The 19502-nt window shown below is 59.5% G+C and carries 20 protein-coding genes; 14 read left to right on the top strand and 6 right to left on the bottom strand.

All coding sequences use genetic code 11. From position 1 onward, the window contains the following. Window positions 1-43 precede the first annotated feature (43 nt). Window positions 44-796, bottom strand: a complete 753-nt coding sequence (locus tag ACYZTR_RS26905) for a DUF2059 domain-containing protein (protein ID WP_461975222.1) — start codon at window positions 794-796, stop codon at window positions 44-46. 108 nt (window positions 797-904) lie between these two features. Here ACYZTR_RS26905 and ACYZTR_RS26900 point away from each other — a divergent pair, with 108 nt between their 5' ends. Next, window positions 905-1537, top strand: a complete 633-nt coding sequence (locus ACYZTR_RS26900; protein ID WP_461975220.1) for a 2OG-Fe(II) oxygenase — start codon at window positions 905-907, stop codon at window positions 1535-1537. Between the two features lie 2 nt (window positions 1538-1539). Next, window positions 1540-2025, top strand: a complete 486-nt coding sequence (locus tag ACYZTR_RS26895; RefSeq protein WP_461975218.1) for a 2-thiouracil desulfurase family protein — start codon at window positions 1540-1542, stop codon at window positions 2023-2025. A 129-nt stretch (window positions 2026-2154) separates the two neighbouring features. On the opposite strand, the gene ACYZTR_RS26890 is transcribed toward ACYZTR_RS26895, so the two are convergent. After that, on the bottom strand, window positions 2155-2742 hold the full coding sequence (locus tag ACYZTR_RS26890; RefSeq protein WP_461975216.1) for a transporter substrate-binding domain-containing protein: 588 nt from the start codon (window positions 2740-2742) through the stop codon (window positions 2155-2157). Between the two features lie 135 nt (window positions 2743-2877). Here ACYZTR_RS26890 and ACYZTR_RS26885 point away from each other — a divergent pair, with 135 nt between their 5' ends. Then, window positions 2878-3303: a DUF4399 domain-containing protein gene (locus tag ACYZTR_RS26885; RefSeq protein ID WP_461975214.1), complete on the top strand. Its 426-nt coding sequence runs from the start codon at window positions 2878-2880 to the stop codon at window positions 3301-3303. Between the two features lie 63 nt (window positions 3304-3366). On the opposite strand, the gene serA is transcribed toward ACYZTR_RS26885, so the two are convergent. Further along, window positions 3367-4596, bottom strand: a complete 1230-nt coding sequence (gene serA, locus ACYZTR_RS26880; protein WP_461975212.1) for a phosphoglycerate dehydrogenase — start codon at window positions 4594-4596, stop codon at window positions 3367-3369. A gap of 363 nt (window positions 4597-4959) precedes the next feature. Here serA and ACYZTR_RS26875 point away from each other — a divergent pair, with 363 nt between their 5' ends. The 4 genes from ACYZTR_RS26875 (at window position 4960) to ACYZTR_RS26860 (ending at window position 9200) form a co-directional block, all read left to right on the top strand. After that, window positions 4960-6354, top strand: coding sequence for an FAD-binding oxidoreductase (locus ACYZTR_RS26875; protein ID WP_461975210.1), 1395 nt, complete (start codon window positions 4960-4962; stop codon window positions 6352-6354). Between the two features lie 36 nt (window positions 6355-6390). Continuing rightward, window positions 6391-7056: a fumarylacetoacetate hydrolase family protein gene (locus tag ACYZTR_RS26870; RefSeq protein WP_461975208.1), complete on the top strand. Its 666-nt coding sequence runs from the start codon at window positions 6391-6393 to the stop codon at window positions 7054-7056. Window positions 7057-7229: 173 nt separating this feature from the next. Continuing rightward, window positions 7230-8159, top strand: a complete 930-nt coding sequence (locus ACYZTR_RS26865) for an SdiA-regulated domain-containing protein (protein ID WP_461975206.1) — start codon at window positions 7230-7232, stop codon at window positions 8157-8159. A gap of 123 nt (window positions 8160-8282) precedes the next feature. Continuing rightward, window positions 8283-9200 carry an SdiA-regulated domain-containing protein gene (locus tag ACYZTR_RS26860; RefSeq protein WP_461975204.1) on the top strand — a complete coding sequence of 306 codons (918 nt, stop codon included), beginning with the start codon at window positions 8283-8285 and terminating at the stop codon, window positions 9198-9200. 122 nt (window positions 9201-9322) lie between these two features. Here the strand turns inward: ACYZTR_RS26860 and rpiA are convergent, their stop codons facing one another. Beyond that, complete coding sequence (gene rpiA, locus ACYZTR_RS26855) at window positions 9323-9997, bottom strand: ribose-5-phosphate isomerase RpiA (RefSeq protein ID WP_461975202.1); 675 nt, start codon at window positions 9995-9997, stop codon at window positions 9323-9325. Window positions 9998-10144: 147 nt separating this feature from the next. Between rpiA and ilvA the strand changes: the two genes are divergently transcribed. Beyond that, window positions 10145-11659, top strand: coding sequence for a threonine ammonia-lyase, biosynthetic (gene ilvA, locus ACYZTR_RS26850; RefSeq protein WP_461975200.1), 1515 nt, complete (start codon window positions 10145-10147; stop codon window positions 11657-11659). 39 nt (window positions 11660-11698) lie between these two features. Next, a complete protein-coding gene (locus tag ACYZTR_RS26845; protein ID WP_461975198.1) occupies window positions 11699-12124 on the top strand; it encodes a DUF2269 domain-containing protein in 426 nt (141 codons plus the stop codon). A gap of 104 nt (window positions 12125-12228) precedes the next feature. Here ACYZTR_RS26845 and ACYZTR_RS26840 read toward each other — a convergent pair whose 3' ends face one another. Beyond that, window positions 12229-12885: a histidinol-phosphatase gene (locus ACYZTR_RS26840; RefSeq protein ID WP_461975196.1), complete on the bottom strand. Its 657-nt coding sequence runs from the start codon at window positions 12883-12885 to the stop codon at window positions 12229-12231. Window positions 12886-13028: 143 nt separating this feature from the next. Between ACYZTR_RS26840 and ACYZTR_RS26835 the strand changes: the two genes are divergently transcribed. Both ACYZTR_RS26835 and ptsP read left to right on the top strand, forming a co-directional pair. Then, window positions 13029-13508, top strand: coding sequence for an RNA pyrophosphohydrolase (locus ACYZTR_RS26835; protein ID WP_095083604.1), 480 nt, complete (start codon window positions 13029-13031; stop codon window positions 13506-13508). A 22-nt stretch (window positions 13509-13530) separates the two neighbouring features. After that, on the top strand, window positions 13531-15810 hold the full coding sequence (gene ptsP / locus ACYZTR_RS26830) for a phosphoenolpyruvate--protein phosphotransferase (protein ID WP_461975194.1): 2280 nt from the start codon (window positions 13531-13533) through the stop codon (window positions 15808-15810). Between the two features lie 103 nt (window positions 15811-15913). Here ptsP and ACYZTR_RS26825 read toward each other — a convergent pair whose 3' ends face one another. Next, complete coding sequence (locus ACYZTR_RS26825; RefSeq protein ID WP_461975192.1) at window positions 15914-16660, bottom strand: NRDE family protein; 747 nt, start codon at window positions 16658-16660, stop codon at window positions 15914-15916. A 120-nt stretch (window positions 16661-16780) separates the two neighbouring features. Between ACYZTR_RS26825 and ACYZTR_RS26820 the strand changes: the two genes are divergently transcribed. The 3 genes from ACYZTR_RS26820 (at window position 16781) to ACYZTR_RS26810 (ending at window position 19473) form a co-directional block, all read left to right on the top strand. Further along, on the top strand, window positions 16781-17563 hold the full coding sequence (locus ACYZTR_RS26820) for a sulfite exporter TauE/SafE family protein (RefSeq protein WP_461975190.1): 783 nt from the start codon (window positions 16781-16783) through the stop codon (window positions 17561-17563). Between the two features lie 80 nt (window positions 17564-17643). Beyond that, the gene (lgt, locus tag ACYZTR_RS26815) at window positions 17644-18453 is read left to right on the top strand and encodes a prolipoprotein diacylglyceryl transferase (protein ID WP_461975188.1); all 810 of its coding nucleotides are present in this window, start codon (window positions 17644-17646) and stop codon (window positions 18451-18453) included. Window positions 18454-18501: 48 nt separating this feature from the next. Further along, window positions 18502-19473, top strand: coding sequence for a thymidylate synthase (locus tag ACYZTR_RS26810; RefSeq protein WP_461975186.1), 972 nt, complete (start codon window positions 18502-18504; stop codon window positions 19471-19473). Window positions 19474-19502 lie beyond the last annotated feature (29 nt).

Below are 19502 nucleotides of genomic sequence, written 5' to 3'. Positions count from 1 at the left end.
GGAAAGGCTCAGGGCGTGAAAGCGATCCTAAAGACGCCGAAAATTACTGCCGAAGACTGGAAGTATCCTGCCCCACCGCCAACCCCGCCCGAATCGCCGCCAACGCTGCCTGATAATAAGCCTTGCCTTCATCAGACTCGGCAAACGTGGCGAACTCTTCCAGTTCGTTATCCGACAGGTCGCGATAGACATACAACAGCGTGTTGTTCAGATCGCTGCCTATCTGGTCCATCAAGCGCTGACGCTGACCGTTCAACATGCCTTGAGCCTGACCACCGCCGAGCAGGCCGGGGATCATCGAACTGAGGCTGTCGGCCGCGACACCGGCAATCGCCAGGCTGACTTCAGCGCCAGCCTCGCGAGCGGGCAGGGCCTGAGCCAGATGGCCGATGATCAACAGGCGGCTGTCGCTGGCCTGGATCTTGGGTAAACCCTTGGCGTTTTTTGCCAGTTGATCACGACGGGTCGCGAGCAATTCGGCGGCGACAATTTTCTTGCCCAAGGGCGATTGAAAGAACGCCAGCGCGGGTTTCGGATCGGCAAGGGTCTTGCGCAATTGCGCTTCGGCGCGCTGGTCCACGGCCTGGGGGGCAAAGCGCTGATTGCTGTTATTCACCAACGCCTGGTAAACGGCCGGTGGCAGGCTGTTCTGATACCGCTGCTGAGCGGCCGAGAGAGCGTCGTTGAAATGCGCGCGTTGTTCTGGCCAGCCGGCGACCTTGTACAACTGGTCGTGGCCGTCTGCCCAAGCGGGCATAACGCAGAACATCAGCATTGAGAAAAGCAAACGGCGCATAGGGACTCCTGTCAGCAGGCGACTATTCTCCGTGTGGCATTCGTCCTTGTCGAGAATTCGTATCAACCTGCTGCGCGGCTCTGTCGGATTTTCGGGCACAGGAATACTATGCGCGCCATGCCAATACCCTCTGATCACCCGCTGCTGTTACGTATCGTCGACGACCTGGCAGAACACGGCTGGTCGCAGCAGAATATTTTCCTGCCCAAGGCTCTGACCCTGGAACTGGCGGCTGAGTGCCGTAAACGTGCTGCCGAGGGCGAATTGACCCCGGCCGCCGTGGGGCGCGGGCCGACAACCGAAATTCGCGAGGGGATTCGCGGCGACCATATCCAGTGGATCGAGCCCGGCCAGGCCGATGCTTGCGACCGCTATCTGGAATTGATGGACAGCCTGCGCCAGGCGATGAATCGCGGTTTGTTTCTGGGCCTGGAAGATTTCGAAAGTCATTTCGCCTTGTACCCCCCCGGCGCTTTCTACCTCAAGCATGTCGACCGCTTTCGTGACGATGACCGGCGCACGGTGTCGGCGGTGGTTTACCTCAATGACGCCTGGCTGCCCGAGCACGGCGGCCAGTTGCGCATGTACCTTGATGAAGGCGTCGAATACGATGTGGTCCCTACCGGCGGATGCCTGGTGGTGTTCTTGTCGGGCGAGGTGCCCCACGAAGTCCTGCCCGCGACCCGAGATCGCCTGTCGTTGACCGGCTGGTTCCGGCGTCGTGGCAACGAGCCGTTCTGATCATGCAGAAAATTCTGGTAAGCCGCTGCCTGCTGGGCCACCGCGTACGTTACGACGGCGGGGCCAGCGGGCCTTTCGATCAACTTCAGCAGTGGCTTGATGAAGGTCGGGTGGTGCCGTTGTGTCCGGAGGTTGCCGGTGGCTTGCCGACGCCGAGGGCAGCGGCGGAGATTCCGGGCGGGCAGGGTGGTGAAGTGCTTGATGGCCACGCCTCTGTGATCACCACCGAGGGCGAGGACGTCAGCGCCGAGTTTCTCTCGGGTGCTTATCAGGCGTTGGAACGGGTGCAAAAGCACGGCATCAGGATCGCCGTGCTCAAGGCCAACAGCCCGTCTTGCGGGAACTTGTTGACCTATGACGGGACGTTTAGTGGTGTGAAGGTGAGTGGTGAAGGGGTGACGGCGGCGTTGCTCAAGCGCCATGGCGTTCAAGTCTTCAGTGAGTTGGAGTTGCCAAAAGCGGTGGCAGCCTTGGCAACCCTGAATTAACGCCCTACACAAAACCACTGTGGGAGCGAGCTTGCTCGCGATAGCGGGCTAACATTCAACATCAATGTTGGCTGGTATGGCCCCATCGCGAGCAAGCTCGCGCCCACAGGGGTAGTCGTCAGCCTGAGATCACGGTTTGGGCGGCACACTCGTATCCGCCCCCAACCACTTTTGCGACAACGCCTCCAGTCGTCCATCCGCCTTGATCCGCTGCAGCGCGTTTTCCAGGCTGGCATGAAACGCCGGGTTACCCTTCTGAAACGGAATCGCCAGGCTCACGGGCGGGCCGACTTTCGGCTTCTCTTCCGTCAAGGCTTGCACTAGCAGCATCGAGCGCGGTTGCTCTTCCTTCTGCGCGATCAATTGCGCATGGGTGTAGCTGTAAGGTTCGCTGAAGTCGAAACGATCCTTGAGGTCCGGGGTCACTGCTATGTGATTGATGGCGACGTCGTACTTGCCGGTCTCAACACCTTGCAGCAAATCGCTGGAATCGGTAATGACGAAGTCTGCCCGTACATCCAGTTCGTTGGCCAGCAGTTGGCCCAATTCGACCTCGAAGCCCGTTAGATTGCCATCGTCCTTGAAATTGAACGGCGGTGTATTAGCCTCAAGAGCGATGCGCAATTCGCCACGGTCGTTTACATCGTCAATCAGTTCGGCATGAGCCAAAGGGCTCAAAAGGGGTAGCAGGCAGATCAGGCCAGGCAAAAAACGCATGGTCACTCCTTTGAATTCATTATCGCGATGCTCTGGTTCAGGCTCGCTTTGCTATGGTTGTCGAAAGCTTTCGACAACGAATGGCCGTGAAGTTGTCATGGACACGCGGATTTTACGAAAAAACTGGAGAAGAGAATGAAAACCTTTATGTCACGTGCAGCATTGGCTGGCCTGTTGCTGGGTGCTTCGATGTTGGCGACGGCTGCAACGCCGGCTCCCGAGGGGGCAGAAGCGTTCATTGTTTCCCCGGAAGACGGGGCCACGGTGCCACAGGAATTCAAGGTTAAATTTGGCGTCAAGGACATCTCATTGGCCCCGGCGGGCGATGTCACCAAAAATACCGGCCACCATCACTTGCTGATTGACGTTAAAGAGCTGCCTGCTGCAGGGCAACCGATTCCGACGGATGCCAGCCATATGCATTTTGGTAAGGCGCAAACCGAGGCCACCATCAAGCTGCCGCCAGGCAAGCATACTTTGCAGCTCGAACTGGGCGACAGCGGTCACCTGCCGTTCGATCCGCCAATCGTTTCGAAAAAAATCACCGTCAACGTCAAGTGACGTTGTCGCGCGCATGAAAAAGGGAGACCCGAGGGTCTCCCTTTTTTGTCGCTCAAGTCGCTATCAGAACAACACGCGGCAACGAATGGTGCCGTTGATGTGCTGCAGTTTCTCTTGCGCGAGGTCCGAGTATTCGGCGTCGACGTCGATCACGACGTAGCCGACTTTCTCGTTGGTCTGCAGGAACTGACCGGAAATGTTGATGCCGTTTTCGGCGAAGACCTTGTTGATCTCGCTCATCACACCCGGAATGTTCTCGTGGATGTGCAGCAGACGGTGCTTGCCAGGGTGAGCCGGCAGCGCTACTTCCGGGAAGTTCACCGACGATACCGACGTACCGTTGTCGCTGTACTTGACCAGCTTCTCTGCCACCTCCAGACCGATGTTGGCTTGCGCTTCAGCGGTGGAACCGCCGATGTGCGGGGTCAGGATCACGTTGTCCAAGCCACGCAGCGGGCTTGCGAACTCTTCATCGTTGGAGCGAGGCTCCACCGGGAATACGTCGATGGCCGCGCCGATCAAATGCTTGTCCTTGATCGCGTCCGCCAGGGCGTCCAGCTCGACCACGGTGCCGCGAGCAGCGTTGATCAGGATGCCGCCCTTCTTGATCGCGCGGATTTCCTTCTCGCCGATCATCCACTGGGTCGCAGCGGTTTCCGGAACGTGCAGGGTGACGATGTCGGACATGCCCAGCAGCTCGGTCAGGCTGGCAACTTGCGTTGCGTTGCCCAATGGCAGCTTGGTCACGGTGTCGTAGAAATACACCTGCATGCCCAAGCCTTCAGCCAGGACCGACAATTGCGTGCCAATCGAACCGTAACCAACGATACCCAACTTCTTGCCGCGGATTTCGAAGGAATTGGCCGCGCTCTTGATCCAGCCGCCACGGTGGCAGGAAGCGTTCTTCTCAGGAATGCCGCGCAACAACAGGATCGCTTCGGCCAGCACCAGCTCCGCTACGGAACGCGTGTTGGAGTACGGTGCGTTGAACACCGCGATGCCGCGTTCGCGAGCCGCGTTGAGGTCGACCTGGTTGGTGCCGATGCAGAAACAGCCGACAGCCACCAGTTTCTTCGCCTGATCGAAGATTTCTTCGGTCAGTTGAGTGCGCGAGCGAATGCCGATGAAGTGCGCATCAGCGATCTTTTCCTTCAGCTGGGCTTCCGGCAGAGAACCTGTAAGGTACTCGATGCTGGTGTAGCCCGCCGACTTGAGGACGTCGACAGCCGATTGGTGGACGCCTTCGAGAAGAAGGAACTTGATCTTGCTCTTATCGAGAGAAGTCTTGCTCATCTGCGTAAACCTGTATCCCGGAGAAAAATGGCAGGAAATAGTCAGGGTGCCCTGCCTTACACGTACTGTTCCTTTTTGACGGCGTCTGTTGCCGTCATGCTGCGTTGCCGCTCCTCGCCATAGCGGGCTATGGCTCGTCGCGGCGCCTTGCTTGACGACAACAGCCACTCGTCAAAAGAGGAACGTACGTATAAGGCAGGGCACAGAACGCTGACCCGGACGACAAGAAGGCCGTCGCCGCAGAACAGCCGTTGGGCACTATGCTGCGGGGTCGGTATGCTAGCATATGCACCCCGCTAAACACTCATTCCTGCGACGTGAAGCGTTCTCAGGATGACCATGAATTGTTCGAGAGTTCTGTCGATGACCAATCCTGCCCTGATTGAAGAGCTGAAGACCCTGGTTGAGCCTGGCAAGGTGCTGACCGATGCCGACTCCCTGAATGCTTACGGTAAGGATTGGACCAAGCATTTCGCCCCGGCCCCAACCGCCATCGTGTTCCCCAAGACCACCGAACAGGTTCAGGCCATTGTTCGTTGGGCCAATGAGCACAACGTTGCGCTGGTGCCGTCCGGCGGTCGCACCGGTCTGTCCGCTGCTGCCGTGGCGGCCAATGGCGAAATCGTCGTGTCCTTCGACTACATGAACCAGATCCTCGACGTGAACCTGACCGACCGCACAGCGGTCTGCCAGCCAGGCGTGGTCACCGAACACCTGCAGAACGTCGCCGAAGAAAAAGGCCTTTACTACCCGGTGGACTTCGCTTCGGCAGGTTCCAGCCAGATCGGCGGCAATATCGGCACCAATGCCGGCGGGATCAAGGTCATTCGCTACGGCATGACCCGCAATTGGGTAGCGGGCATGAAAGTAGTGACCGGCAAAGGCGATTTGCTGGAACTGAACAAAGACCTGATCAAAAACGCTACCGGCTACGACCTGCGTCAGTTGTTCATTGGCGCTGAAGGCACCCTCGGTTTTGTGGTCGAAGCCACCATGCGACTGGACCGCGCGCCGAAAAACCTCACCGCCATGGTCCTCGGCACGGCCGATTTCGACTCGATTATGCCGGTGTTGCACGCGTTCCAGAGCAAGCTCGACCTGACCGCCTTCGAATTCTTCTCCGACAAAGCGTTGGCCAAGGTGATGGCTCGCGGCGACGTGCCGGCGGCGTTTGAAACCGATTGCCCGTTCTACGCGCTGCTGGAATTTGAAGCGACCACCGAAGAAGTGGCCAACCACGCCCTGGAAACCTTCGAGCACTGCGTCGAGCAGGGCTGGGTGCTGGACGGCGTGATGAGCCAGAGCGAAACCCAGCTGCAGAACCTCTGGAAGCTGCGCGAATACATCTCCGAGACCATCTCGCACTGGACGCCGTACAAGAACGACATTTCGGTCACTGTGTCGAAAGTCCCGGCGTTCCTGAAGGAAATCGACGCGATCGTCGGCGAACACTACCCCGATTTCGAAATCGTCTGGTTCGGCCACATCGGCGACGGCAACCTGCACTTGAACATCCTCAAGCCGGAAAACCTGAGCAAGGACGAGTTCTTTGCCAAGTGCGTGACCGTCAACAAGTGGGTGTTCGAAACCGTCGAGAAGTACAACGGCTCGATTTCCGCCGAACACGGCGTGGGCATGACCAAGCGTGACTACTTGACCTATAGCCGCTCGCCGATTGAGATCGAGTACATGAAAGCCGTCAAAGCGGTGTTCGACCCGAACGGCATCATGAACCCGGGCAAGATTTTCGCTGTTTGACTTTTGAATTTAAGAGCTACGAAACAGGAGTCGGTAATGAGCTATCAGCACCAGTATGTCGACGGTACGCGTATTCACTTTCCGCTCGGGAAGGTGGTGTGCATCGGCCGCAACTACGCCGAACACGCCAAGGAACTGGACAACCCGGTGCCTACAGAACCGCTGTTGTTCATTAAGCCGGGCAGTTGCGTAGTGCCGCTGGAAGGCGGTTTCAGCATTCCGACCGAACGTGGCTCGGTGCATTACGAAGCGGAAATCGCGGTGTTGATCGGCAAGCCATTGTCGACCAAGCCAAACCATGAAGAAGTACTCGATGCTATCTCCGGCTTCGCTCCGGCTCTGGACCTGACGCTGCGCGACAAGCAGGCCGAGCTGAAATCCAAGGGCCTGCCGTGGGAAATCGCCAAGTCCTTCGACGGTGCGGCGGTGATTGCGCCCTTCGTGTCCGGCAGCACGTTCGCTGACCTGACCGACATCGGCATCCGCCTGACCATCAATGGTGAAGTCCGCCAGGACGGCAACAGCAGCGCGATGCTCAACCCGATCGTGCCGATGATCCAGCACATGGCCGGCTGCTTCTCGCTGCAGGCCGGTGACGTGATCCTGACGGGTACGCCGGTTGGCGTCGGTCCGCTGAATGTCGGTGATGAACTGGTGCTGGAATTGCCAGGCGCCAGCAGCTTCACCAGCAGCGTCCGCTAGTCCACGCCAAATGATCGTTCCCACGCTCTGGTGGGAACGATCACTGTGTAGGGCAATCGCGCCATTTGCCGTTTTTTTCACATCACGTCCGGATAATTCCGGGACTTGCGGCGTCTGAGCCGGTCCCAATTGTGCTATTACCCATAGCCTGAATTTCTGGAACGCATCCCTCGATGGTCACCCAACCACTGCCCAAACTTAAAACTGCCCACCGCGCGCGCTTTGTCATGCGTTGGTATTCCTGGCTTTTGCTGGTGGTCGCTGCCGCATATGGCCTCGCGTTCGCCATGCATTGGGATGACCGCGGTGTGCTCTGGGTGCTGGAGCGTTTCGAAAGCCCGGCCGAACGTCAGGAGAGCATCTGGCTACCGGATTATCGGGCGGTGATCGATGCCAAACCATTGCCGGGGATGGAAAAGGACGAAGCGTCCGACCTGGCCTACGATCCGCAGTCCAAAACCCTGTTCTCGGTGATGGGCAAGCACCCGTTCCTGGTCGAGCTGACCTTGCAGGGCGACGTGCTGCGCAAAATGCCGCTGGTGGGCTGGAGCAACCCGGAAGGTGTGACCGTGATGGGCAACGGCCTGCTGGCCATCGTCGATGAGCGCGAGCACATGCTCTCCATCGTCAAGGTTGACGCCGACACCCGCGAGCTGAATATCGCCAACTTCCCGAAATACGACCTCGGCCCTTCGAAAGACCAGAACAAGGCCTTCGAAGCCATCGTCTGGGACTTGCGCAATCAGCAAATGTTGTTGGGTGAAGAGCGTCCACCGGTGTTGTTCACCTGGAAAAGCTACGATGGCCAAACACTCACCGGCGACAAGCAGAAACTCGCCAATGACGAACTGGACATCCGCAACCTCTCGGCCCTGGCCATCGACCCGCGCACCGGTCATACCCTGGTGTTGTCCGCCGACTCCCACTTGCTGCTGGAGCTGGACGAGAAGGGCGAGCAGGTCAGCTTCATGACTTTGCTGGGCGGCTTCAATGGTCTGAAGAAAACCATCCCTCGCGCCGAGGGCGTGACCATGGACGATGCGGGTACGCTGTACATGGTGAGCGAACCGAACCTGTTCTACCGTTTCGAAAAACAGAAATAAGACCGTCGTGAGGGTGGCGCGCGGTCGCTTGTTGGGGTAAACCTGCGCGGCCACTGGCCATTAAGCTTCAATTCAGGCTGGCGTGGTATTTCATCCGCCTGTTCTGTTCTCGAGCTTGCCTGAATGCGCCGACTTGCCCGTCCCAAACCCCTGATTTTGATCCTGTCAGTGATTGCCTTGATCGCGCTGATTGCGGTCGGCCAGTACTTGCGCCTGTTCGAGCGCGGCTGGTTCAATCTGCACACGCTCTGGCAGCCGACGAACGATCAGTCCATCGCTCTGGATCACTATCAGGTGACGGTCGAGGCGCGAGTCATTGAAGGGCTGGATGACGATGTTTCGGCGTTGACCTTCGATCCAGTGCGCAAAAGCCTGTTCACCGTCACCAACAAAAACTCTGAGCTGATCGAGCTGTCTCTGGACGGTCAGGTTATCCGCCGCATTGCGCTGGTCGGGTTTGGCGATCCGGAAGCCGTGGAGTTCATCAGCGCCGACACGTACGTGATCACTGACGAGCGCGAGCAGCGGCTGATCAAGATCCATCTGGAGAAGGACACGACGTTTCTCGACGCAGCGGATGCGGAGCAGATGACCCTTGGCGTGCACATGAGCAGCAATAAGGGCTTCGAAGGTCTGGCTTACGACTCGGTGGGCAAGCGGTTGTTTGTCGCCAAGGAACGCGACCCGATGCTGATCTATGAAGTGCAGGGCTTTGCGCATTACAACCCGGAAAAATCCTACGCGGTGCACGTGGTGAACAACCCCAAGCGCGATGCCGGGATGTTCGTGACGGACCTGTCGAGCCTGCAATACGACGAGCGCAGCGGCCATTTGCTGGCGTTGTCGGATGAGTCGCGGCTGATTCTGGAGCTGGATGTAAACGGGCGTCCGCTGAGCACCCTGTCACTGAGCAAGGGCCGTCAGGGGTTGCAGAAGACGGTGCCGCAAGCGGAGGGGATCGCCATGGATGACGACGGTACGATGTACCTGGTGAGCGAGCCGAACCTGTTCTATGTCTTCAAAAAACCTGCACAACCCTAAATAACACCACAAAACACTGTGGGAGCGAGCTTGCTCGCGATAGCAATCTAACAGCCAACATCCATGTTGAATGTTAAGACGCCATCGCGAGCAAGCTCGCTCCCACAGGTTTTGTGTACGGCTTACTTTGCGCGCAGGGTCTTGACGCCTTCGCTGGTGCCCAGCAGCAACAGGTCCGCGGGACGTGCCGCGAACAAACCGTTGGTGACCACGCCGACGATGGCGTTGATCTGCGTCTCCAGCTCCACCGGGTTGGTGATCTGCATGTTGAACACGTCGAGGATGATGTTGCCGTTGTCGGTCAGCACGCCTTCACGGTAGACCGGGTCGCCGCCGAGCTTCACCAGCTCGCGGGCCACGTGGCTGCGGGCCATCGGGATGACTTCGACCGGCAGCGGGAACGCCCCGAGCACCGGCACCAGTTTGCTGGCGTCGGCGATGCAGATGAAGGTCTTGGCCACGGCCGCCACAATTTTCTCGCGGGTCAGGGCTGCGCCGCCGCCCTTGATCAGGTTCAGGTGCTCGTCACTTTCATCGGCGCCGTCGACGTAAAACTCCAGGTCGCTGACGGTGTTCAGCTCATACACCGGGATGCCGTGGCCCTTGAGGCGGGCGGCGGTGGCTTCGGAGCTGGCAACCGCGCCGTCGAATGCGCCCTTGTGCCGGGCCAGTGCGTCGATGAAGCAATTGGCGGTGGAGCCGGTGCCGACCCCGACAATGCTCTTGTCGTCGAGTTTCGGGAGGATGAAGTCGACGGCGGCCTGAGCCACTGCCTGTTTGAGTTGATCCTGGGTCATGCGGGCTCCGAAGCGGGCAAGGGGAGAACGGAAAGGCCGGCATTATAGCTCCATGCCGGGCTAAAACCTCTTGATTCGTGTGGTCGCTCAGGCAAAAGCCGGGTTAGACTCCTTGGCCCTGCCCAACCCGCTCAGTGATGCTTTCCGATGCTCGAACAGTACGTCAAAAAGATCCTCACCTCGCGCGTTTATGACGTTGCCGTAGAAACCCCATTGCAAACTGCCCGCCAGCTCTCCGAGCGGCTGGGCAATCATATTTGGCTCAAGCGCGAAGACTTGCAGCCCGTGTTCTCGTTCAAGATTCGCGGCGCCTACAACAAGCTGACCCAGCTGAGCGATGAAGAGCGCGCTCGCGGTGTCGTGACCGCGTCGGCGGGCAACCACGCGCAAGGCCTGGCCCTGGCGGCAAAGGTGTTGGGCGTGAAAGCGACCATCGTCATGCCCAAGACCACCCCGGAAATCAAAGTCGAAGGCGTGCGCTCGCGCGGCGGCAAAGTGGTGCTGCACGGGGATTCGTTCCCGGAAGCCCTGGCCTACTCGCTGAAACTGGTCGACGAAAAAGGCTACGTCTACATCCATCCGTACGACGATCCCCACACCATTGCCGGGCAGGGTACGGTGGCGATGGAGATTCTGCGTCAGCACCCTGGGCGTCTGGATGCGATTTTTGTCCCGGTGGGCGGTGGCGGGCTGATTGCCGGGATCGCGGCGTACGTGAAGTACCTGCGCCCGGAAATCAAAATCATCGGCGTCGAGCCGGATGATTCCAACTGCCTGCAAGCTGCGATGGCCGCTGGCGAGCGGGTGATCTTGCCGACCGTAGGCCTCTTCGCCGACGGCGTCGCAGTGGCGCAGATTGGTCAGCACACCTTCGATATCTGCAAAGACTATGTTGATGAAGTGATCACCGTCAGCACTGATGAGATCTGTGCGGCGATCAAGGACATCTACGACGATACCCGCTCGATCACCGAACCTGCCGGCGCTTTAGGCGTGGCCGGTATCAAGAAGTACGTCGAGCAACGCGGCGTCACCGGTCACACTTTTGTGGCCATCGATTCGGGTGCCAACGTCAACTTCGACCGCCTGCGCCACGTCGCTGAACGCGCCGAGCTGGGCGAAGGTCGCGAGGCCATCATCGCCGTGACCATCCCCGAGAAACCGGGCAGCTTCAAGGCGTTCTGCGAAGCCATCGGCAAGCGCCAGATCACCGAATTCAATTACCGCTACAACACGGGCAGCGAAGCGCACATTTTCGTTGGCGTGCAGACGCATCCGGAAAGTGATCCGCGCAGTGCGCTGCTTGCCAGCCTGACCGAGCAGGGTTTTCCGGTGCTCGATCTGACCGACAACGAACTTGCCAAGCTGCACATCCGCCACATGGTCGGCGGGCGTGCGGCTCACGTGGTCGATGAAGTGATTCTGCGCTTCGAGTTCCCGGAGCGTCCGGGCGCGCTGTTCAACTTCCTCAACAAGCTCGGCGGGCGCTGGAACATCTCGATGTTCCACTACCGCAACCATGGCGCGGCGGATGGCCGTGTGGTCGCGGGCCTGCAAGTGCCTCACGATGAACGCCATCTGGTGCCCGCTGCGCTGGAAGAAATCGGCTACCCATACTGGGACGAAAGCGACAACCCGGCCTATCAGTTGTTTCTCGGCTGAGCGGCTACGCTGATGGGCAAGCCATAAGGAGATCGAACAATGGAAACGTTAACCGCCCTGAAAATGGCTCACATCGTGGCAACAGTGCTGCTGTTGATCAGCGCGTTGGGTCTGGCGATTTGGGTCTGGCGTACGCGCCGTAACGGTGATGCGACGGCTCACACGCGCACGTTGCAACGGCCACGAGTGTTTATCTGGCTGGTGATGGGGCTGGCGCTGCTGAGCATGCCGTTTACCGGCTGGTGGATGGTGCATCTGGTGGGCTGGCCGCTGGGGCAGACCTGGTTGCTGGCCTCCAGTGTGCTTTACACCGTCGCGGCGTTGGGCTGGTTCTGGTTGCTGGTGCGGCTTAACAAGTTGCGCAAGGCGCCTGGTGGAAACGGCAAGTTCACCTTTGCCCTCGCACTGTTCAGCTTCGTCTGTTTCATCGCGATTGCGGGGTTGATGGGCGCCAAGCCGGTTTAAGGCGTTGGACCTCGTTGGCCCCATCGCGAGCAAGCTCGCTCCCACATTGGATGTGTGATTGATGCAAATCCCCTGTGGGAGCGAGCTTGCTCGCGAAGGCAATTTCAGTCGCGCAACGACATCACCGGCCAGCCACGCTTCTCGGCTTCAGCGCGCAGATTCGGGTCCGGATCGACAGCGATCGGATGCGCCACCTGCTCCAGCAACGGCAAATCATTCATCGAGTCGCTGTAGAAATAGCTGTCCTCCAACGAATACCCTGTCTCTTCCAGCCAACGGTTCAGCCGCGTCACCTTGCCTTCACGAAAGCACGGCACGTCGGTGCTGCGCCCGGTGTAGCGGCCATCAGCCATTTCACATTCGGTGGCGATCAGGGTTTCAACGCCCAAGCGCTCGGCAATCGGTCCGGTAACAAAGCGGTTGGTGGCGGTGATGATCACCAGTTTGTCGCCGGCCGCACGGTGCTTGGCCAGCAGTTCGATAGCCTTGGGCAACACAATCGGCTCAATGCAATCGCGCATGTAATCCAGATGCCATTGATCCAGCGTGGCCATTTCAGTGCGGCCGAGCACTTCCAGGCAGAAGTTCAGGTAGGCGTCGTTATCCAGCTTGCCGGCCAGGTAATCCTGATAGAACTCGTCGTTGCGCGCCTTGTAGGCGACGGCGTCGAGGAAGCCGCGTTCGCACAGGTAATCCCCCCAGGCGTGGTCACTGTCACCGCCCAAGAGCGTGTTGTCCAAGTCGAATAAAGCCAGCCGCATTGCAGTTACTCGCTGAAAAGTCTGTAGAAAGGCGTCCAGAATACGGACTTTTCACAAGAGTGCACATAAGGTAGGCCGGCTCGTTGCTGCTATCACAACCTTTGTGGAACAATGCGCCGACATGCGTTTGCGAGGTTGTTGCCGTGATCGACCCCGATGGTTTCCGCCCCAATGTCGGGATCATTCTCACGAATGATGCCGGGCAGGTGCTATGGGCTCGCCGTATCAATCAAGATGCCTGGCAGTTTCCACAGGGCGGGATCAACCCCCAGGAGACGCCGGAAGACGCCTTGTACCGCGAGTTGAACGAAGAAGTGGGTCTTGAGCGCGAAGATGTTGAAATTCTCGCCTGCACCCGGGGCTGGTTGCGCTATCGTTTGCCGCAACGTCTGGTCAGGACACACAGCCAACCGCTGTGCATTGGCCAGAAACAGAAATGGTTTCTCCTGCGCCTGGTCTCCAACGAGCAGCGGGTGCGGATGGATTTGACCGGTAAACCGGAATTCGATGGCTGGCGCTGGGTCAGCTATTGGTATCCGTTGGGTCAGGTGGTGACATTCAAGCGCGAGGTGTATCGACGCGCTCTCAAAGAGCTTGCCCCGCGCCTTTTAACGCGCGACTGACGACGGAGTTCGACCCCGAGCCATGCTCAATACGCTGCGCAAGATCGTCCAGGAAGTTAACTCCGCCAAGGATCTCAAGGCGGCGTTGGGGATTATTGTGTTGCGCGTCAAAGAGGCCATGGGCAGCCAGGTCTGCTCGGTCTACCTGCTTGACCCTGAGACCAACCGCTTCGTGCTGATGGCCACCGAGGGCTTGAACAAGCGCTCGATCGGCAAAGTCAGCATGGCACCCAACGAAGGTCTGGTCGGCCTGGTCGGCACGCGTGAAGAACCCCTGAATCTCGAAAACGCCGCGGATCACCCGCGCTACCGCTACTTCGCCGAGACCGGTGAAGAACGCTACGCCTCGTTCCTCGGGGCGCCGATCATTCACCACCGCCGCGTCGTCGGCGTGTTGGTCATTCAGCAAAAAGAACGTCGTCAGTTCGATGAAGGTGAAGAAGCCTTCCTCGTGACCATGAGCGCACAGCTCGCCGGCGTTATCGCCCACGCCGAAGCCACCGGTTCGATCCGGGGGCTGGGCCGTCAGGGCAAGGGCATCCAGGAAGCCAAGTTCGTCGGCGTACCGGGTTCGCCGGGTGCGGCGGTCGGTACCGCGGTGGTCATGCTGCCGCCGGCCGATCTGGATGTGGTGCCCGACAAAACCATCACCGACATTGCCGCAGAACTTGGGCTGTTCAAGACCGCCATCGAAGGCGTGCGCGCCGACATGCGCGCCTTGTCCGCCAAGCTGGCGAACCAGTTGCGTCCCGAAGAGCGCGCGCTGTTCGACGTCTATCTGATGATGCTCGACGATGCCTCGCTCGGCAGCGAGATCACCACCGTGATCAAGACCGGCCAGTGGGCCCAGGGCGCATTGCGTCAGGTGGTCACCGAACACGTCAACCGTTTCGAATTGATGGACGACGCCTACCTGCGTGAGCGCGCCTCCGACGTCAAGGACCTCGGTCGGCGCTTGCTGGCTTACTTGCAGGAAGAACGCCAGCAGACCCTGGTCTACCCCGACAACACCATTCTGATCAGCGAAGAACTGACGCCGGCGATGCTCGGCGAGGTGCCGGAAGGCAAGCTGGTGGGCCTGGTGTCAGTCCTCGGTTCCGGCAACTCCCACGTCGCGATCCTGGCTCGCGCCATGGGTATCCCGACGGTCATGGGCCTGGTCGACCTGCCGTATTCCAAGGTCGACGGCATCCAGATGATCGTCGACGGCTACCACGGCGAGGTCTACACCAACCCCAGCGAAGTGCTGCGCAAGCAGTTCGCCGAGGTGGTCGAGGAAGAGAAACAACTGTCCCTCGGTCTGGATAAGCTGCGGGACTTGCCGTGCGTGACCCTCGATGGTCACCGCATGCCGCTGTGGGTCAACACCGGTCTGCTGGCGGATGTGGCACGGGCGCAGAAGCGTGGCGCTGAAGGCGTCGGTCTGTACCGCACCGAAGTGCCGTTCATGATCAACCAGCGCTTCCCGAGCGAAAAAGAGCAGCTGGCGATCTATCGCGAACAACTCGCCGCGTTCCACCCGCAGCCCGTGACCATGCGCAGCCTGGACATCGGCGGTGACAAGTCGCTGTCGTATTTCCCGATCAAGGAAGACAACCCGTTCCTCGGCTGGCGCGGTATTCGCGTCACGCTCGACCACCCGGAAATCTTTCTGGTCCAGACTCGCGCCATGCTCAAGGCCAGCGAAGGCCTGAATAACCTGCGGATTCTGCTGCCGATGATCTCCGGCACCCACGAGCTGGAAGAAGCCCTGCACCTGATTCACCGGGCCTGGGGTGAAGTCCGCGACGAAGGCTGCGATGTGCCGATGCCGCCAATCGGCGTGATGATCGAAATTCCGGCGGCGGTTTATCAGACCAAGGAACTGGCGCGGCTAGTGGACTTCCTGTCGGTCGGCTCCAACGACCTGACCCAGTACCTGTTGGCGGTGGACCGAAACAACCCGCGTGTAGCCGACCTCTACGACTACCTGCACCCAGCGGTGCTGCAAGCCCTTCAGAGCGTGGTGCGTGACGCTCATGCCGAAGGCAAGCCAGTGAGTATCTGCGGTGAGATGGCCGGCGATCCGGCGGCGGCGGTGCTGTTGATGGCGATGGGTTTCGACAGCCTGTCGATGAACGCCACCAACTTGCCGAAAGTGAAGTGGATGCTGCGTCAGATCAACCTGAGCAAGGCCAAGGAATTGCTGGCCGAGCTGATGACCATCGACAATCCGCAAGTTATCCACAGCTCGCTGCAATTGGCGCTGAAGAACCTTGGGTTGGCGCGGATGATCAATCCGGCTTCGGCTAAAACCCTCTAAAACGCTTATGGCCCCATCGCGAGCAAGCTCGCTCCCACAGTTGACCGCGTTCTCCTGTGGGAGCGAGCTTGCTCGCGATGAGGCCCGATCTGACGACAACGATCTAAACCCTGACCTCCACCTCTCCAAGATGCCCCCCATACGGTCCGAAACTCCGTTCAACCATCCACCGCGTCCCATCTGCCTGCACAATCAACGCCGTACTCGCCCGCGTCCCATAAGTCGGGCTGGCAATAAACACACTCGACAGCAACGTCTCGGTGGCCAACCCGACCCCGGTATCCGGCAGTTCGGCAAACGTCGCCGTCTGCGGATCATTCAGCAACGCCAGGAGCGCCTGGGGCTGCGGATCTTCCAGCACTTCCTCCAGCGCTGCCCGTGCCTTGAGCAGTTTCGGCCACGGCGTATCCAGCCCCGCGTTCGACAACCCATAAGCCCCCGGTGGCAGCATCACCGCCTCAGTCTCCCGGGCATTGAAGTGCCACAGTTCGTTGGCATTACCGATCAGCAGATTAAATCCGGCATATTCCAGCGAACGTGCGACAACGTCGCTCAAATAGTCATCTATCGGCAAATCCCCGCTAAGAAATCGCGCCACCAGCTCTCCTCGTGACTTGCGCGCGGGTGGCTGATGCGGATCGCGGATATTGGTCAGCGCGGCGAAGCGTCCATTGGCGCCAACACCGAGCCAGGTGCCTCCCGCCTCCAGATCGCGACCGGCATGAACGTGCGGCGCTTCGGGCCATTGCGCCAGAGGCAGGCTGGGCCGGGCGTAGAACTCGTCGCGGTTGGCCGCCACGATCAGCGGCTGGGCGTGACCCGGTCGCCAAGCAAAAACAATCAGGCACATAAGGTGGTCCTTGTGTGTTTTCTGCCCACTCTACTCAGTCATCGTGCGGGTATCCATCGCCATCCAGTGGAGCTTGAGGCCATGCATCCGTTACCATGCCGCTCTCATTTGGGGATGCGCATGGAATTTTTGCTCTATCTGGCGCTCGGCGCCTGTGCAGGTGTGCTGGCCGGGCTGTTCGGGGTCGGCGGCGGGATCATTATCGTTCCGGTGCTGGTGTACAGTTTCACCTTGCAGGGTTTCGATGCGTCCATCCTCACGCACCTGGCGGTCGGCACGTCCCTGGCGACAATCATATTTACCTCGATCAATGCGATCCGTGAACATCACCGTCGCGGGGCTGTGCGTTGGCCGATTTTTGCCTGGATGACCCTCGGTATTCTCATCGGTGCCGGTTTCGGCGCGCTGACGGCGGAGGCGATCTCCGGGCCAAACTTGCAGAAAATCATCGGCGTATTTGCACTGATCATCGCCGTTCAGCTCGCCTTGGACTTCAAACCAAACGCCAGCCGAACGGTGCCCGGTAAAGTCGGTCTGACCGTGGCCGGCAGTGTGATTGGCTGGGCCTCGGCGATTTTCGGGATTGGCGGCGGTTCGCTGACGGTGCCGTTCCTGACCTGGCGCAGCGTGCCGATGCAGCAAGCGGTGGCGACTTCATCTGCCTGCGGTCTGCCGATCGCCTTGTCCAGTGCATTATTTTTCATGATTCTGGGCTGGCACGATCCATTGCTGCCGGCCCATAGTCTGGGTTTTATTTATTTGCCGGCGCTGCTGGGGATCGCCCTGACCAGCATGGTCTTCGCCCGCCTCGGCGCGCGACTGGCCCACAGCCTGTCGCCGAAGTTGCTGAAAAGACTGTTTGCCGCTTTGCTGTTCTGCGTGGGCCTGAGCTTTTTGCTCTGACGCGTACCGCAATCCTGGCTTAATCCTGGCGTGGCAGTGTCGCCCGGGAATTTTGGTTTCAACTCTAACAAGGAGTCGCAATGCTGCCTTACCCGCAGATCGACCCGGTGGCATTGGCCATCGGTCCGCTGAAAATCCACTGGTACGGCTTGATGTACCTGATCGGCATCGGCGGTGCCTGGCTGCTGGCGTCGCGCCGGTTGAATCGCTTCGACCCGACCTGGACCAAGGAGAAACTCTCCGACATGGTCTTCTGGATGTCGATGGGCGTTATCGTCGGCGGGCGTCTGGGCTACGTGCTGTTCTACGATCTGAATGCTTATCTGGCCAACCCGACGCTGATATTCGAGGTCTGGAAGGGCGGCATGTCGTTCCACGGCGGCTTTATCGGGGTGATGCTGGCAGCATTGTGGTTCGGTAAAAAGAACGGCAAGTCGTTCTTCCAGCTGATGGATTTCGTCGCACCGATGGTGCCGATCGGCTTGGGTGCCGGGCGCATCGGTAACTTCATCAACGCCGAGTTGTGGGGCAAGGCGACCGACGTGCCGTGGGCGATGATCTTCCCGACCGATCCGGCGCAACTGGCGCGCCACCCGTCGCAGCTGTATCAGTTCGCGCTCGAAGGCGTGGCGCTGTTCGCCATTCTCTGGTTGTTCTCGCGCAAGCCGCGGCCGACCATGGCGGTGTCCGGGATGTTCGCGCTGTTCTATGGCATCTTCCGTTTCATCGTCGAATTCTTCCGGGTGCCGGACGCGCAACTGGGCTATCTGGCCTGGAACTGGCTGACCATGGGGCAGGTACTGTGCGTACCGATGATCGTTGGCGGGCTGTTCCTGATCTGGTTCGCATACCACCGTGCTCCGGCTACCCCGGCGAACGCTGCGCTTTAAATTCGAACCCCGGGGCGACGGCCCCGGGTTCAAGGACACAGGTAACTCATGAAGCAATATCTCGAACTGGTCGCCCACGTCATCAAGAACGGCACCAAGCAGGCCAACCGCACCGGCGTGAACACCATCAGTTTCCCTGGTGCGATGCTGCGTTATGACCTGAAGGAAGGTTTCCCGGCGATCACCACGCGCAAGATGGCCTTCAAATCGGCCATCGGCGAGATGTGTGGTTTTCTGCGCGGGGTGAACAACGCCGCCGAATTCCGTGCGCTGGGCTGCAAGGTCTGGGATCAGAACGCTAATGAAAACGCGCAGTGGCTGGCCAATCCGTTCCGTCAGGGCGAAGACGACCTCGGCGAAATCTACGGCGTGCAATGGCGCAAATGGCCGGCGTACAAGCAGATCCCGGTCAGCAACAAGGCCGCCATCGAGCAGACCCTGAGCCAAGGCTATCGCCAGATTGCCGAAGGTGAAGAGGACGGTCAGGCTTACGTGGTGTTGTACAAGGCGATCGACCAGATCCGCCAGTGCGTCGACACCATCATCAAAGACCCGGGCAGCCGCCGCATCCTGTTCCACGGCTGGAACGTCGCCCAGCTCGATGAAATGGCCCTGCCGCCGTGCCACTTGCTGTATCAGTTCCACCCGAATGTCGAGACCAAAGAGATTTCTTTGACCCTTTACATCCGCTCCAACGATCTGGGCCTGGGCACGCCGTTCAACCTCACCGAAGGCGCCGCGCTGCTCAGCCTGATCGGTCGCCTGACCGGCTACACGCCACGCTGGTTCACCTATTTCATCGGTGATGCCCACGTCTACGAAAACCACCTGGACATGCTCAACGAACAGCTCAAGCGCGAGCCGTTCCCGATGCCGAAACTGGTGATGAGTGATCGTGTGCCAGAGTTTGCCAAGACTGGCGTTTACCAGCCGGAGTGGCTGGAGTTGATCGAGCCGAGTGATTTCTCGCTTGAGGGTTACGAGCACCACGCCCCAATGACCGCGCCGATGGCGGTCTGACACCGCTCTGATCGTTCCCACGCTCTGCG

The sequence above is a fragment of the Pseudomonas sp. Hz4 genome, from assembly GCF_054898165.1.
This window is presented reverse-complemented; position numbering and strand designations above follow the sequence as displayed.